This window comes from Paenibacillus sp. FSL R7-0652 (genome assembly GCF_038595045.1).
Classification (GTDB): domain Bacteria; phylum Bacillota; class Bacilli; order Paenibacillales; family Paenibacillaceae; genus Paenibacillus.
In genome coordinates this window covers 1,808,913-1,824,096 of sequence record NZ_CP152001.1, presented here as the reverse complement: position 1 = coordinate 1,824,096, position 15,184 = coordinate 1,808,913, and the positions used below count along the sequence as shown (strand labels likewise).

The 15,184-nt window shown below is 48.9% G+C and carries 11 protein-coding genes; 2 read left to right on the top strand and 9 right to left on the bottom strand.

Annotation, left to right across the window (positions count from 1 at the left end; all coding sequences use genetic code 11):
* Window positions 1-45 precede the first annotated feature (45 nt).
* Window positions 46-639: a sigma-70 family RNA polymerase sigma factor gene (locus tag MKY97_RS08375; protein WP_342554996.1), complete on the top strand. Its 594-nt coding sequence runs from the start codon at window positions 46-48 to the stop codon at window positions 637-639.
* The gene (locus MKY97_RS08370) at window positions 611-1,810 is read left to right on the top strand and encodes a DUF4179 domain-containing protein (protein ID WP_342554995.1); all 1,200 of its coding nucleotides are present in this window, start codon (window positions 611-613) and stop codon (window positions 1,808-1,810) included. The genes MKY97_RS08375 and MKY97_RS08370 overlap by 29 nt, the downstream gene beginning before the upstream one ends.
* A gap of 145 nt (window positions 1,811-1,955) precedes the next feature.
* On the opposite strand, the gene MKY97_RS08365 is transcribed toward MKY97_RS08370, so the two are convergent.
* The 9 genes from MKY97_RS08365 to MKY97_RS08325 all read right to left on the bottom strand — a co-directional run bounded on the left by MKY97_RS08365 (window position 1,956) and on the right by MKY97_RS08325 (window position 14,842).
* The gene (locus tag MKY97_RS08365; RefSeq protein ID WP_342554994.1) at window positions 1,956-2,966 is read right to left on the bottom strand and encodes a carbohydrate ABC transporter permease; all 1,011 of its coding nucleotides are present in this window, start codon (window positions 2,964-2,966) and stop codon (window positions 1,956-1,958) included.
* A gap of 28 nt (window positions 2,967-2,994) precedes the next feature.
* Window positions 2,995-3,894, bottom strand: coding sequence for a sugar ABC transporter permease (locus MKY97_RS08360; protein WP_342554993.1), 900 nt, complete (start codon window positions 3,892-3,894; stop codon window positions 2,995-2,997).
* Complete coding sequence (locus MKY97_RS08355; protein ID WP_342554992.1) at window positions 3,891-6,476, bottom strand: DUF5696 domain-containing protein; 2,586 nt, start codon at window positions 6,474-6,476, stop codon at window positions 3,891-3,893. The genes MKY97_RS08360 and MKY97_RS08355 overlap by 4 nt, the downstream gene beginning before the upstream one ends.
* A gap of 14 nt (window positions 6,477-6,490) precedes the next feature.
* Window positions 6,491-7,111: a YIP1 family protein gene (locus tag MKY97_RS08350; protein ID WP_342554991.1), complete on the bottom strand. Its 621-nt coding sequence runs from the start codon at window positions 7,109-7,111 to the stop codon at window positions 6,491-6,493.
* Window positions 7,092-8,558, bottom strand: coding sequence for an NHL repeat-containing protein (locus MKY97_RS08345; protein WP_342554990.1), 1,467 nt, complete (start codon window positions 8,556-8,558; stop codon window positions 7,092-7,094). Before MKY97_RS08345 ends, MKY97_RS08350 begins: the two co-directional genes overlap by 20 nt.
* An 11-nt stretch (window positions 8,559-8,569) precedes the next feature.
* Window positions 8,570-9,433: a carbohydrate ABC transporter permease gene (locus tag MKY97_RS08340; protein ID WP_342554989.1), complete on the bottom strand. Its 864-nt coding sequence runs from the start codon at window positions 9,431-9,433 to the stop codon at window positions 8,570-8,572.
* A 2-nt stretch (window positions 9,434-9,435) separates the two neighbouring features.
* Entirely contained in the window at window positions 9,436-10,347 is a 912-nt protein-coding gene (locus MKY97_RS08335; protein WP_342556282.1) for a sugar ABC transporter permease, read from the bottom strand.
* A 75-nt stretch (window positions 10,348-10,422) separates the two neighbouring features.
* Window positions 10,423-13,353, bottom strand: a complete 2,931-nt coding sequence (locus MKY97_RS08330) for an extracellular solute-binding protein (RefSeq protein WP_342554988.1) — start codon at window positions 13,351-13,353, stop codon at window positions 10,423-10,425.
* Between the two features lie 112 nt (window positions 13,354-13,465).
* Window positions 13,466-14,842 (bottom strand): extracellular solute-binding protein, encoded by a 1,377-nt coding sequence (locus MKY97_RS08325; RefSeq protein ID WP_342556281.1) that lies wholly within the window; start codon window positions 14,840-14,842, stop codon window positions 13,466-13,468.
* Window positions 14,843-15,184 lie beyond the last annotated feature (342 nt).

Below are 15,184 nucleotides of genomic sequence, written 5' to 3'. Positions count from 1 at the left end.
CTCTTTCAGATTGTTATATAAACATCAAGACAAGGAGGTGAGCCCATGCAGGCCGCCATCCCCGGGGACATGCAGGTTAAGAAAGAAAAAAATGAACGAATCGAACGAGCTGTACAGCGAGTGATCACTGGCGAAAAGGAAGCCTATGAGCTTGTTATTCAGGAATTTGAACGTCAGATGTACACCTATTGTTATTACATTCTTAAAGATCATCAAGAGACTGAGGATGCTGTGCAGGAGATTTTTATTCGGGCCTATGAAAATCTGAATAGTTATAAGAGAAAGGTCAGTTTCTCCTCGTGGCTGTATAAAGTAGCCTACAATCATTTGATGAACATGAAGAAAAAGCACAACCGCTGGTTGAAGCTGGTGGACGAGTATAAACACCACAAGCCTGTCGTACAGGAATCTTCTTATACTACAGTCATTGAAGAGCTCATGGAATATTTAACACCGGAAGAACGTCATATCCTGCTGCTCAAGGCTGTGGAGCAGTACACCTTTGAGGAGATTTCCATCATTATGAACATCAGGTCTGCTGCCTTACGCAAGAGATACGAACGTCTAAGACGTAAACTGATCGAACAGACAACCAAAGGAGGACAACTGCATGGACAAACAGCCCAACCCTTTTCCTGACCAGCGGCTTGAAGAACTGGAACAGCGGATTCGAAACACACCCATGCCTCGAAATAGTATGAGCAGTGAAATTATGAACCAAATCGGAGGAACGAACATGAACAAACAACGGAACGGATCTACAATACTGAAACGGACTATAACGGCAGCCTCCATCGCTGCAGTTATAGGTGCGGGTGCTGTAGGTGCAGGATTTGTATCACCAACCATGGCTAGTGCATTAAAACAGATTCCAGGAATCGGATCTATGTTCTACGGGCTGAATTCCGATGAAATTCAAAGGGCAGTTGATCAGGGTATCCTGACACAGCCGCTGAAACAGATCACAAAAGACGGAGTGACCTTAACACTGACAAACGTATTATATGATGGAACCCGTCTGAGCTACACCATCGAACGTTCCGGAGAGCATCTCCCGCAGAAAGTCACCAGCCCGTACATTCCTATGGACAGCGAGATTATTTCGGGAGATAAGGAATGGAAAAAATCTCGCCAGGTGCCGGAACAGGATCAGGAGAAGGGGTATGTCACCTTACCTAAAACCTTTATCAATAATGAAGCGTTGAAAGCCTTTAGTGGTTTTGGAGATGATATCGGGAACTCAAACGCAGTCTTTGTTGAATATACGAATCTAGGCTCGCTGCCTAATGAATTCGAGCTTACCGTTCGGACAAAAGTAACTCGGGTAGATGAACCTTTTGAGTTCAAAGTACCCGTGAAAATCAGTGACAGCAAACTTGTCGTCCAACCGAATGAGACAAAAAGCTACGAAAATTTCAGTTACACATTGCAAAAAATAGAATCTACCGTAACTAATACACGCCTTATCCTCGAAAGCAAAGGAAAGGTGCCCGCTGCCTCCGAGCAAACAGGAAAATATGCTCCGACCATGATGTACTATGAGATCATAGACGATCAAGGCAAAGTATTGAATCAACGGCAGCTTGGCTTCTTCCACCGGGCTCCCGATCTGGAGTATCAAGTGGATGAATTGTATGATGCGATCAGTCCGAACGCAAAATCAGTGACGATTAAACCGTACACATTCACAGTGAACACAGACAATTGGAGAGTTGTAGGGGAGAAACTGGACGAAAAAGGCAGAGTTATCAGCAGTGGCGACAAGACGTATATTAAAGAGTTGGAAATGAACGTCACACTTAAACCGTAACTCCTAAGGCATGATCTTCAAACTGCATCCATTCTTTACATTCACAGTGTACCTATAACATAAGAGCCATCGATCAGATTAAAAACATCTGCTTGATGGCTCTTTTTTAATAAGCTGGAGCTGAATTCCGATCCATCCCCCCCGATTAACCTACGATGCCTGAACGCTCAATGCTCTCCACGAAATAGCGCTGTACAAACAAATACAATATAATCAGCGGTGCAATGGCAAGTAATATACCCGTATCCACAATCATCGCCACATAGTTTGGATCAACTTTCATGCCCGAATTCGAGCCAAATCCCATCAGCTGCGGGATCAGCTGGTTCGTTTGGGCGGGCAGCGATGCCACTTTTAGCGAAATGAGCGGACTTTCACTCATGAATAAAGCTGAATAAAACGTGTCATTATACTGCCATACAAAAGAGAACAGAATAACGGTAATCAGCGGTGAGATCGCGTTTGGCAGCATAATGCGGGCAAAGGTCCGGAATCCTCCGGCGCCATCGATCAGCGCAGCCTCTTCTATTTCCTTCGGCATCCCCTTAAAAAACTGACGGAAAATGTAGATGAACAATCCTGCCTTGAGTCCACCCGCCGTAGCGGCCGTAATCATGGAGGGCCAGTAGGTATTCAGCAGATTAATCCCGTCCCGCCCAGTGAACAACCGAATGATTCCCAGAAAATCAAAGCTGCGAAAATGCAGATACATCGGCACCATCAGCGTACTGGTCGGTACCAGAATGGTCAGAATGACCAGAATAAACAGCAGGCTGCTGCCGGGAAACGTAAACCGTGCAAATCCATATCCCGCAAGCGCACAGGATGCGGCCGTCAGCAGCGTCGTCATGGCGACGAACAATAGTGTGTTTGCCAGCAAAGGCATATAATCCATCACTTGCGCGGCAATCCTGATATTATCCAGCGTAAAATGCCGGGGGATCATATAAATCGTTGGATTATAGATATCCTGCTTATCCTTGAATGCAACGGACAATTTGAGAAATAACGGATAGAGAATAATAAAAGAAATCCCGATAACCAGTGCATATCTAAATATGGAATACAGCAGGTCCGATGTCTTGTTTCGTACCCGCTGCATACGGTGGTCCGACTTGGGCATCACCACCATGCGATCTGTTCCTGACGCAGCCATAGCCTGCAGCCTCCCTTGACGTTAACCTTCAGTTGTAATGGACCCTCCGTGAAAGCACCCAGCCTACGATGAGCAGAACCAGCCCAATGACCAAAGTGTACAGCCAGGACATCGCCGAGCTTAGGCCAAAGTTCTGGGTTTTGAATGCGGTCTGATAGATGGCACGGGTAACCGGACTGCCGGCAAACGAATCAATGATGGTATAGATGACATTGGTCAGAATGAGTGGACTTACCATAGGAAATGTAATTTTCCAAAACGATTCATATGCTGTGGCTCCCTCGATCTTGGCAACCTCATACATCGAGCCGGGAACCGATTGCAGCGCGGCAAGAAAGATCAAAATCTGTACCCCGGAGCTGCTGATAATGTCATAGATTCGCATAATGGCTTCCACGATGTAATCCACGTAAGCCATCGGAAGTCCGACATCGGCCAGCATACGTACAATGGACACCACGTTAAATGAAGCTCCTCCATCAGCCGCTGCTTCCACTGCACTTGCATCGCCCATCAGATTAATCAGCCCCGCGGATTCAGCTGCCGCTACAGCACTGGACGCCAGAATGACGGGCAGAAAGAAGACAGCACGTGCCATCGTTCTGCCTTTGAATTGCTGATTAAGCAGTGCTGCCGTAAACAGGCTGAAAAACAAAATCATCGGCACGTTCAGCAGCATAGCCCAGACCGAATCCACCAGAATGCGGTTAAAAGCGGCATCGACCAGGAGCGCATCCTTAACATTTTTCAATCCCACAAATTCCAGTACATAGCCATTCGGTGCAACAGACAGATTGCTGAGGCTGAACCGGACCGATTGCAGCAGTGGTGTGGCAAAAAGAAAAATAAAACCGATCAGCCACGGAGAGATAAAGGCAAGCCCCAGCAGGGCTCTCCGTGATTTCAACGACAATCGCATGCTTCTCATCGGCTTGCTCCTTCCACCACATAATCCATTCCGCCAACCGTTGTTCCATTTATGGTGACTGGATCTGCGTTATAATTCACCAGAAGTGCTGTACCACCGCTGTAGGTAATCCGGACAACACCGATGTGAATGCGTTCATGCTTGAGCATCTGTTCGTTCCCCAGCTTACCCAGTACAGCATTGGCCTGATGATACAAGTCAATCGCCTCGTTCACCCAAAACCCGTATTCGGCAGCATAAACCGAATCATAGTTTGTCAGCTTCAGTTTTGAGGACGGCTCGTATGTCCATTGAAAATACGGGGCTGCCCCAAGCTCCAGACTGCGAAGCAGCTGTTTCCGCAGATTCTGATCTCCCGATGTATTCATTGGTGATGAAGCATAGTTCACATAACCATGAATAACCATCGCATAGAACGGCACCTCTTCATCTGTAATGCCGAAACGGCTCGAACTCGCCGGAATGTTCACGATATGCTGGGCACTCCCCCAAGCGTAACTGTTCGCTGCAGATAACATCAGATTCGGATAAGACTGCCGCAGCTGCTGAAGCTGTTCTTCCACGATGTGTTTTGCGGTCTCCCGGTGGATGACCCGGCTGTCGCGATAATCGGATGCCAGGATCTGACCCAGGTCTCGCAGCGACAAACTTTCAAGACCGATATCCCTATACTTTTCGGCAAATTCATTCACAACGTACGGAAGCTTGGCAGGGGAAAGCAGATAATAGCTGTCCTTGCTCCGATCCATGCGGTTCAATGCCGGATTGTAAGGATACAATGCTGCCGTCTCTCTGGTGACGAACCTTGCCGCATCCGCAGAAGGAGCAAAATTCATATCATCGTGGTAAATCTGTTGAAATGCCGCATCCGGGAACAATGCTCCACCGGACTGCTCCAGCTGCCCGGACAGCGCCTGAAGGTCGGTACGGCTGCCCACTTCACGATCCAGCTTCATTCGGGTTGGTGTGTGATGACTGAAGCCGCCACCGAACCACCCCTGGAACCGCATTTGTATCCGGTTCACACCGTCTCGCTGCAGCCTGGATGCCATCTCTGCAGCCTGTTCATACGTAGTCATTGCCAGAATGGTCCGGTAGGGCACACTCAGGAAGGACGACTTTTTGTCCACTGCCCCCAGCACATCCACATAAAACGGCAGATCCGTCTGTTTGGGCAGCGGTTTCAGCATATTCTGCTTCACCAGCTGTTGTTGATACAGACGAGCCATGCCCGAATAGTTGGCATCCTTTCCGTGCAGGAATCGGTATCTCACCTGAATATCCCCGCGATAGGGTTCTTCGCTCAGAAGCTGAATCTCCTGCATCTTCTGTGAGGTGTACATCTCCAGCTCATCCTCACCCCTAAGGGCAAAGGACGCATGCACGTGGTTATAGCTATTTTCTCTTCCGCCAACATCTGCGGTAATGCTGGCCATGCCGTCTCCTTTTTCAATGACAGCAAACCATGCGTTTTCACCCTTCTTCAAACCGAATACAGGCATTCGTACCGACTGACTCACTTGAGGACGACCGAGTGAATTATCATTCGGATCTGACCCGTATACACGCTGAACATACTGCTCTTCCTGCACCTTTCCGTTGTTCAGATAGATCAGACTGCCGGAACCGTCCGGAACCAGCATGTAACCCTCATCCTGCGTTCCCGCTGCACCGAAGTATGCCAGCAGATCCAGATGCCGAATGCGATACTGTCCGCTCTCTTTTACCTGACTTAACGGTACCTTCACAACCAGCGCACCCTGATCCAGTCGGTATTCAATTGGAATAACGAAGCTGGGTTTGTCAGATACTGTCCCGCCCTCAACTCCATTTTCCTGATTGTCAAAAGCCAGATCGTCCGCTGTATACCCCGCTGCCTCAAAAGCACCCAGCATCTTGTTTAACACCAGCTGCTTGGAGATCTGTCCATCCAGCCGCTCCAGCACCTCCGGATTATCTTTAACCGGGTAATAACGGGCAGACGTGTACTTTGCTGCAGAAGCGTCCAGTTTGGACAATACTTTCTCCTCCAGCCGCTCCTTGCTAATCAGCTTGGGCAGGGCTTCAATGCCCAGAGAAGTATCCCCAACCGTATAAGTCACCCGTACTCCCTGCTCAATCGGGCCGACAGTGAATTGTTTACTGCTGATGCTGGCACCGAAATTCGGGAAGTTCTCCAGCGTGCCAATCGCATCCCGGAACGATACGTTCAGCTGTGAGGAGAGCACTTCCTTTTCATAGGCGGAAGCCAGACTATCCTCATTTCGTTCCGGCGGATTGCTGTACCATATCTGACCGCTGTTCTCGTCCCGCACCGCAATTTCCGTAGTTTCCTCGTTGTAGTAGAGAGCCAGCCCCTGATCCTGCGCTGCCAATTTCATCCCTGGAACCCCCTGCGAAGCATCTGCCAGAAAGGATATAGGCTCCCCCGTGACAGGATAAACTTCTGTCGTTGTCTCCAGATAGCCCGAGACGTCAACGGCAGGAATGCCTCTGCTGCTCATATACAGCAGACTGCCTGCAATCAGGATTACAGCTGTACCAGCAGTCAGCACCGTATATAATCGCTGCCTCTTGTTCACGGATGCCGCCTCCTTTAGGTCCGAAAAATCAACTCGCGGTAAATGTTATAACCGAATTCATACAACTGCTGCAGCATGCTGAATACCAGTGCACCGAGAAAAATGATGATTCCCATCACAATGACGGTCAGCAGCATCGTCAACAAGGTTTTGAACACGGTATACTGATGCACAGTCATCATGCCGATGAAGAGCAGCAGCAGAAACCAGAGAAACGCAATGCTGTTGAACAGGTAATAAAAAGACGTTTCCTCTTGAACCATGAACCGGCTAACCACAATCATGGGAGCATAGATCAGAATGATCGGAATCAGCGAGTATCCTGTCGCCAGAAAAATTTCTCTGAATCTGCCCTCGCCTTCCATAAGGGTGGTTACTGCCCAGTTTGCAATGCACCATAAAAAGAAAGGCAGCGCTGCTGTCGCAATCTCTACAAAGCTATTAATGGTCCGGGGATCGATATCATTGACCAAAAAACCGGCGTACTCCTTTTGCAGAATCATCATCGTAATGGTCAGCGCCAGCGCCGTGTAAGCCACCACCATCCGGCCGCGATGATCCGACTTGAGATCCCAGAATGCATCGATGGGGTGAAAAATGAGATGCAGCGGAAACTTAATGTAATCCTGCTTCACGATCAATCTGCCTCCTCCGTCTCCATTTAACCGCCATTCGGGTTACAATCAGAATCACAATCAGCGCAATGGCAGCCGTCAGAAAAGTGCCCAGATGTTCCTTCATCATCTCCCGCCGATACCGTTTGAATGCGACTGAGTAATTTTTACGGTCCATACCAAGTTCAAAGTACTCCAATGCTTCCTTGTTTTTCTTCTTCATAAGCAGAGATTTCCCTATACCGATATAGGCAATATCATAGTTGGCGTTCAGCATCAGCACTTCTTTCCAGCGGCTGACGGCCTCCGTGTCTTCCCCCTGATAGTGAAGGGCCGACGCTTCATTCACAAGTGTTCCGAAACGGGTTGGTTCATACACGACCAGGTTATTCTTTCCCCGGTCGAGAATCAGCCGGTGACCGCCGGACCGTTCAATGGCGACTGGCGTCTTGAGGGTGCCGACCTGATTTCCTTTCCCCCCGTATATGTAGAGCAGATGGCCTTCATCGTCGTAAGTGAACACCCGATTCTGCGTGGCATCCAGAACGCTGTACATTCCGTTACCAAGCACCTTCACATCAACCAGTTTGGAAGGTCCTGTATTGCTGCGATATCGGATATCGCCCTTCACGTCATAGTATCCAAACCGCTTCAGTACATCCTCTCCCGATGGATTCAGGCGTTTGACCGGTTCATTGGAGCCTGGATCCATGTTGGCTGCATATACGAAGCCTTTGGAATCCATGTCCGCATTGGAAAACTCGGTCGGTACAAACAACACCATCTGAGCTCGCTGCGCCTTGGTAGAAAACATTCGCCAGATATACTCCCTGTAATCCCTTTCCACTTTGTTGGTGCCCACGTATCCGATAAACTCCCCCTGTTCATCAAACTGCATGATGCCCTCATATGCGCCCTGCGCCACGACATACACTCGACCTACTCCATCAACGGTCAATTTCAAAGGCTGGAACTGGAACGCTGCAGGAAGGATGTCCGATTCCGGCTTCGAGATGGTCTGAATCCATTTTCCTGTAGAATCAAGAACCACTACCCTGCTGCTGCCTGTATCTGCGACGTAAATTCGCTCTTTTTCATCAACAAACAGTCCTCCGGGCAGATGGAAACTCTCCTTGCTGCCATCCTTGATAAAACCGTCCAGCACCCGCACCAGTTGGTACGCTTTATCCAATACGACAATACGGTTATTCCCGCTGTCCAAAATATAAATCCACCCGCCTGGAGAGACGTTGACGTCACCCGGTTCCTTGAAGCTGCCGACGCCGAGATCTCCACCTGTAACGATGCGGCTGGGCAGGTAGGCATCTGGCGAGGGCACTGCCTCTTTCCAATAATTGTAGTTATAACTCTCATACGGCGCCGGGGAGCCCGCCGCAGGAACGGCATTGACCAGCAGAAGCGATACTGCCGCCAGAAGAACAAGCCATCTTTTCACCGTGCGTGCCATATCGTTCCTCCCTACTCCTTCATGCCCGAACTCGCCATCGTCTCAATAATCCGGCTTTGAGAGAAAATGAATAGCGTAATCGGCACACTCATTAGAATCAGCGCAACCGCAGCTCCCGCACCAGCCCGCGATATGCCGCCCTGAATAATCTGTCCGGCTGCATAGTGCAGCGTTTTGAGCTGCTCGCTGTAGATGTAGCCATTCCCGTCGCTCCCCCATAACATCTGAAACAGCAGAATGATCAGGGTCAGCCATGCAGGCTTTACATTCGGCATCACAATAGACCAGAAGATCCGGTACTCACTGGCTCCGTCAATCTTGGCCGCTTCCAGCAGCGCATCCGGGATCTGCTCCATAAACTGCTTCATTAGATAGAGTCCCAGAGAATAGGCAAATGCAGGAATAATAACGGCCCAGTACGTATCAATCCAGCCAAGCCATGACATGATCATGTAGTTGGGAATGGCGGTTACGGCTGGCGTGAACATCAGCGAAAGCACAACGACCTGGAACATGAATACCTTGCCCGGAAACTTGTGCTTCGCAAGCGGATAAGCCGCCGCCGAAGCCAGCAGCACATGACCGATAATACCGATGCCCGTGATGAATACGGTGTTGAAGATGTACCGTGAAAACGGCACCCACGAGTCACTTAACAGATTCAGCAGGTCTGTGAAGCTGCTGAACGTCGGATTTCTGACAAACAGCGTAGGTGGAAACATAAAAATTTCATCCAGCGGTTTGAAAGCATTATTGATGGCATAGATGAGCGGCAGCACCATAAAGGCACCGAAAACAAGCAGCAGGGCAAACAGGGAGAGACTTCCTGACAGCGAGCGGTTCACCCGCTTTTTACCAGTCGCAACAGCCGCCATAGCTATTCTCCCACCCTTCGAAGCAGTTTCTGTACCAGCAGGTTGGTGCCCACCATAATGATGAACAGCACGGCCGCAATTGCCGATGCGTATCCCATCTCAAATCTTGTTGTGCCAAAGTCGATCAAGTGCGTAACCACTGTCTCGGCCGCATAGTTTACACTCGGAAAACCGGCCAGCGCAATCGACACATCCGCCACGGCAAATGAAGTGGTCAGTTGAATAACCGCACCGAACATGAGCTGCGGACGCATCGAAGGCAGCGTAATATACCACAGCTCCTGCCAGCGGTTTTTGATCCCATCCACGGCTCCCGCTTCGTACAATGTTCGGTCCACGGTCTGCAGCCCCGCAATAAAAGCAAGGAATCCGGTCCCGAGACTCAGCCACAGCTGGACAAGAATGAGAATGGGCATAATATAGGCTTCCGTCTTCAGCCACTGAATCGGTTCGAGCAGCACTCCCCATTGGATCAACAGACCGTTGGCAATTCCATAGCGATCTCCCGAAAAGATCATCAGCCAGATAAAATACACATTGCCCGAGATGGATGGCGCATAGAAAATCAGTGTCATAAACGCTCTCCATTTCGGTGTCAGTTCATTGATGATCCATGCAAATACAAAGCAGGCAATGTAACTGATCGGTCCGGTAATAATGGCGAACAACAATGTATTTTTGATCGCGATCAGGAATACGTCGTCTTCCAGAAACAGGCGAGTGTAGTTCTGCCAGCCGATAAAACGTGGAAATTCCAGCATGTTAAAATATGTGAAGCTGAGTATGATCGAGATGACAACCGGAATCACGGTAAACATGGAGAACAAGATCATATAAGGTGCCAACAGCACATAGGAATGTTTGCTGGCCTTCATCTCCTGCAGCTTCCAGCTCCACCACCATTTCACGCCCATCCTGGTTGATTTCTCAGGAGTACGCTGCTGCCCGTCTTGAAGTGATATTTGCGGCACGGTTAACCCTCCCTCTGCTTACGGAAGACCAAATTCATGACGTTTGACCCGAATCTCGTCCTGAATATACTGGGTATAATCCATGATGGACTCCCTGGCTTCCATTTGGCCCACAACGGTTTTGTAAAATGCATTGAATAGATGGCGACCGGTAAAATAACCGCCTGGTATCTCGGGTATTCCCTTAACCGTTTCGAATTGTGCCTTGAGATTGGCGTAATCCTCCGCAGGCCATGGCAAGGAATCCAGTGCCTTGATATTCGCCGTCGGGTAACGAGCCGCAGCTCCCATCAGCCCTTCCATCTCTCGGCCAAATTCGGCCTGAACCGGGGTACTGGTCCACCATTTCATGAATTCCCACGCCGCCTCCTGATCCTTGGCGTTCTCCAGCATCATGACTGCACTGCCTCCACCCGGAACGTCACGGTTTATCGTTCCATCCGGCTGGATGGTTCCCGGAACAGGCACAAATCCCCACAGCCCGCGTATCTCTGGAGCAAATACGGATAGTTGGTTATACATGGTGTAATCACTTAAACCGATCGGCATCTGTCCGGTGCGAAACCGGTTGGCAAAATCATATTCACGCTCCAGCTTGTAGTCGGTGTAAAACTCCGTCCACTGTTTGAACGTCTCAATCCCGATTTTGGAATCCAGATCCGACTCTTTGCCATCATTCCGATAGAAGGCTCCCCCGTTCTGGAGAAGCATGGCTGCATACTGAGAGTTTGGCGGAATATTTACTCCCTGCATATTGGCCTGGGTTACCATCGGCATGCCAAATTCCATATGATTTTTGCTCAGGATGGCGAGCAGAGCTTCAACCTCATCCCAGGTTTGAGGCACCTCAAGTCCAAGCTCTTCAAGCACGTCTTTGCGATAAAAAAGCATATTAAAGGTTTGTGTCTCCGGCAGGGCATACACCCCTGCATCATAAACATACGGAACGATGGCACTATCTCTGAATTCCTGCTGCACCTCTCGGTAGTCACTGAACTGTGTCAGGTCCACAGCCGAGTTCCGCATCGCAAAGTTCACGGGCAGATCGTTACCAATCTGCATCGCGATATCCGGCCCTTCCCCGGATAACACTGCAGGCAGTAACGTTCCCATGTTCACCAGCTTCAGATTTACGTTGATGCCGCTGTCCGGAGTGAAGGTTTTGTCAATCATGGCCTTCATCGTGTTGGCCTGATCACGTCCGCTGCCAATCCAGACGGTAACCGTGCGTTGGTGCTCGGAATCCGCTATGTTGCCAATCTGGTTATAGTCAATAAAGAACGAGTTATAGAAGGTTCTTGCTTCATGACCCAGCTTGGCAAAGGGTCCCATACCTGCAGCCGGAATATCTTGGTCTAACGAAGCGATATGCAGTGCGTCAATTTCAAGCGGCTGCTCACGTGCCTGCTGCACCCAGGTTCCAAGGCCCCCGGTATTCGTTTTGTATGCTGCAAGCCGTCTTGGAATGGTGTCGGGTTTGTCGATCATTTCATCCAGCTGCAGTGCCATCGTTTGAAGCAGGGCTTCCTGATCGCTGGATTGACCTGATAACAGGCGAAGCTGCGCGGCAACTTCCTTCAATCGTTTGCTCTCCCCGGCAAATACATCCAGCAGATTCGTAATCTGCTCTTCCACTCGATAGTCCCTGAATTCGTCCGGCTTCGTGCCTGTAATCATCAGAATACGGCGATACATGGAGTTGAGGTTATAGAGACTATCCTCCACATTTCGAATCAGTGGAGCAAAGCCACCAAGACTATTCTCCAGGCGAAGCACATGTTTGCCCTTTTCGAGTTGGAAGCGATAGGCTTCCTCTTCCCTTCCCATGACATCAACTCGATAATTGCTCTGATATCGGAACGCTGTTTGGGCCATCTCGGCAAATGGCACTTTGCCATCAATGGTTAACCTGCGATTGGAGTAGATCCCTTTAACAAAATTCTGCTGCGCGGTAAATGCAATTTGATATAATCCGCTTTCTGGCACATCCACTTCCCACTCAATCCACTGTCCGGGCAGACGCCAGTTGTAGCCACCAATGGTGTTGATGCGAACCTGGGAAGCGCTGTAAGGAAATACGGCTGAACTTGATCTTTCGCTCGTTGGATATAACGTTGGAGAGGACTTGCGAACAGCATGTTCTCCTTCAATGCGAATAAGAACATCCTTCGGCTGCGCATTCATGTCCGTCTGCTTGGCTCCTTCTGTCTCTGCATAAGGAATCGCAGGCTGTTCATTAAACAGTCGGAGGGAATGAATGACCATCGGTTCGCGTGACGATTTCAACGTCAGTGAATGCTTTCCTTTCTCCAAAAAAAACTTGAACGGGGCCTGCTCATAGCCGTCCGGGTCCTGAAATATTTCCTCCAGCCAGCGCGGTTTCTCCACCTGTCTTGGACGCAAATCATTGCCTTGGTTATCCTGCTCTACCACATCTTTTTCATTGCCCCACACCCGGTCAAACTGCAAATAGGCGGCTTCCGCAAATGGGAGTTCACCATCAATGTATAAGGCGCGTTCTACAGCCGAGCTTTTGCCCTCCACCGGGTAATATAAGGCCGAAAGGTTGTACAGCCCGCTCTCCGGCACATCAATGATCCATTCAACTTCCCCGGTCTCCCCCGTGTGCAGGGATTCACCCTGCATCCCTTCGTAATCCTTCAGTTTGCGGACGCCCCCACCTTCGGCTCTTATGTAATTTCCCGCTTCAATGGTGATGTCCACTTCAGGCTGTCCCGCCTGCCCTACAGCTAAAAAATATTGTTCATATCCCTTCTTTTGCCGTGTCTGCTGCAGCAGTTCATCCACCTCTATGGCTGGCAGGCTGCCAGGCGCAACAATGGCTCGCTGCCCATCTACATCAGACGTCAGGTATAGAATCATGCCGGCCGCCGCAGTCATCATCACTGCGGACAATATCCATTTCTTGCGCTTAAGAATTCCAGCCATTCTACGAGTCCTCCTCATCAAGGCTGATGTCTATAATAAGGTTCAGGAAAAAGGGGCCCGGTGCGTTTGCGGACACGCGAACCCCTGCCTGAATGAACTGCAGGTGATTTAGCTATTGCTTGCCCAGTTTATCAATGGCAGCTTGGGCTTGGGCCTTGTATTTCTCTGCAGTCGCAGTCACCGAAGCATTATTTTTAATAATATCGTTCACGTAGTCGCCAATCGGATAACCGGTGTATGCATCATCCAGCAGAATGCGTCCTGTTCCCGCGATATGCTCGCGAATCATCTGGATGTCTCTTTCGTCTGTATAAAGACTTTCCAGGTAGTCTTGACCCGGATATTCTTCAATCTGCGGAATGTCAAACGTCTCTTCGTAGATTTGGTAGACTACCTTTGGGTCTTTAACTCCCTTGGCTATAAATTTGGCCGCAGCTGTGTTATTGGCATAAGTTACATTTTTGCTTCCCTGCGGTCCGTTTGGAATAGGCACTACACCAACGGAGAAGGTCAGATCGCCGAGCTGCCACTCCGCAGCCGTAAACAGAGCAACATCCCCATCCTTAAATGTGTTGGTTTCTTCCCAATTGGTTTTGTCTCCTGTTTTGACCTTCACTACATTTTCGACGTTATACAATCGTTTGACGAATTCAGCTGCTTCAATCGTTTTGGGATCAGATAATCCTTCCTTCCTGTTTACGTCATCTGCAATCGTCCCGCCATTGGCAGCCGTGAAGTGACGAATGACATCGATGGCCCAACCGGAAAAACCATATACGTCAATTTTGCCGTCGTTATCTGTGTCCTTGGCTGCCAGTTTGGCGATTTCCAAAAACTTATCCCAGTTCCATTCACCTTTCTCATACAATTCCTGCGGATCAGGCAAAGATAATTTCTTAAACAGGTCACGGTTATAGTGGAGGCCGAGCCCAATGCTGGTTGGTGATTCAAATGCGTATTCACTGCCTGCAATGGCAGGATATTTGGCGATCAGATTTCCCTCTTGGTTGATATTGTTGTCAGCTGTAGTGAACTCGGAGAGAGGCAGCAGTTGCCCTTTGAGGATAGCTGGAAGCGCGGATTTATACTCCATCTGCACGATATCGGCGAAAGGTTCACCAGCAAGTACAGAGGTAGTGAATTTGTTCATATATTCTTCAAAAGGTACGTTAACAAACTCAATCTTGACGTTATATTTTTTTTCGACTTCTGCAATCTTATCCAGCCTTGCTTTGTCAGAAGCGGTTTCTCCCGCTGGCTTCAGATCCCACCAGGCCGCAACTTTGATAACACGTCCACCCAAATCCGGTACATCTGCTGTTTTTTCTTCAGCACCGGCTTCCTTGTTAATCTCGGCAGCTTCAGTATTACTCCCCGGATTGGCTGCTGCCCCAGGGTCAACTCCGGTTTGCGCAGTGCCCCCACTGCAAGCGGATACAAAAAACAGTACTGCAAGCAGCATCAACGGCAGAACATTCCATCTTTTCATCATGTTCCTTACACCCTCCCCGAATGTGTTTATCACCATGACCCACTTTAAAACTTTCGTTATTATTAAAACCAATCAAAATAACAACACCACCACCTTTTGTTATTTTATAGTTTGTTTTTAACAAACAAAATTTAACACGTAAAAATGTAAGCGTCAACATTTTTATTGTTAAATTTTTCTATTTTTTCTTCTTAAATTGTTTGGAATCATGTTAATTCCCTGATATAACCTCCTGAAAATATATTCATACCTCTTTATCCTCTCGATAATCCATATCTAAAAAATTCAGATTTTATAATTTTGTTATTTTACAAAATAACAAAAACATAATAATAAAGA